General features: G+C 43.9%; 1 tRNA gene. It reads left to right on the forward strand.

Features of this window, described 5'->3' with window-relative positions:
- Nucleotides 1–19 precede the first annotated feature (19 nt).
- Nucleotides 20–95: transfer RNA gene (locus NNO08_RS23075), tRNA-Ala, on the forward strand.
- Nucleotides 96–237 lie beyond the last annotated feature (142 nt).

Genomic DNA, 237 nt, shown 5'->3' on the forward strand with positions numbered 1-237 from the left:
TGAATGAGATAACTACGATGGGGCTATAGCTCAGCTGGGAGAGCGCCTGCTTTGCACGCAGGAGGTCTGCGGTTCGATCCCGCATAGCTCCACCATCTTTACTGCAAAAAACAAGAAAACTTCAGAGTGTACCTGAAAAGGTTCACTGCGAAGTTTTGCTCTTTAAAAATCTGGATCAAGCTGAAAATTGAAACGACACACTGTTTCATTTCTCCGTAATAAGAAATGAAAAGCGGT

Source organism: Citrobacter sp. Igbk 17, from assembly GCF_028069775.1.
Lineage (GTDB): Bacteria > Pseudomonadota > Gammaproteobacteria > Enterobacterales > Enterobacteriaceae > Citrobacter.